Raw genomic sequence first — 658 nt, 5'->3', positions numbered from 1 at the left:
TATCTTCGTCTCGGGGCTGTCCTCGGTCTAGAGGGCGGGCGTCGGGCGCATCGGCTTGGCCACATAACTAGCGACGGGAGTTCCCCACCGTGGCCCCACCCCCAACACTGTGCAGCGGGTTGGGTCGAGACCGGCTATGACGGCGCGACCTCCCGGCCGATGGCCCACAAGAAGGCGGCCATCTCGCGTGCGATCGCAGCCACGACCACCGGCGGCTTCTTGCCGGCGGCGCTGAGGCGACGATAGCGGGCGCAGAGCCGGAGCTGCCCCTTCCAGGCAATATCGCGGACGGCCTTGGGCAGCCCCTCGAGCCGCACCCTCAGGGTCTCACTGACCCTGGCAGGATAGCGGTAAGTCCATGCCGCTTCGACCAGGGCGCGGCGGGCGCGTCGATTGCCGGCGAGCGTAAGGCTCGACCGGCGAACCGTGTCACCGGTCGAGCGCTCCCCCGGGACAAGGCCGAGAAAGGCCATCAACTGCGGCGGCGTATCGAAGCGACGCACATCCCCAATCTCGGCCGCAAATATCACTGCGACCAGGAACGAGGCGCCGCGCATGGCCTGATAGGCCTCAACGACTCGCGCCATGGACCAAGTTGGCACGACGGCGCGCAACTGCTCATCCAGGCGGTGTAGTCGCTGAGCCGCGTCCTCGATCG

1 protein-coding gene is annotated in these 658 nt (G+C 67.9%); it reads right to left on the bottom strand.

Features of this window, described 5'->3' with window-relative positions; genetic code table 11:
* Window positions 1-134: 134 nt before the first annotated feature.
* A partial coding sequence (locus NKI25_RS36325) for a transposase (RefSeq protein WP_353000990.1) occupies window positions 135-658 on the bottom strand: 524 nt, incomplete at its 5' end.

The organism is Mesorhizobium sp. M0808 (assembly GCF_040320025.1).
In the GTDB taxonomy this organism is placed as follows: domain Bacteria; phylum Pseudomonadota; class Alphaproteobacteria; order Rhizobiales; family Rhizobiaceae; genus Mesorhizobium.
The sequence above is the reverse complement of the archived record's forward strand: the minus strand, read 5'-3'. Positions and strand labels throughout refer to the sequence as shown.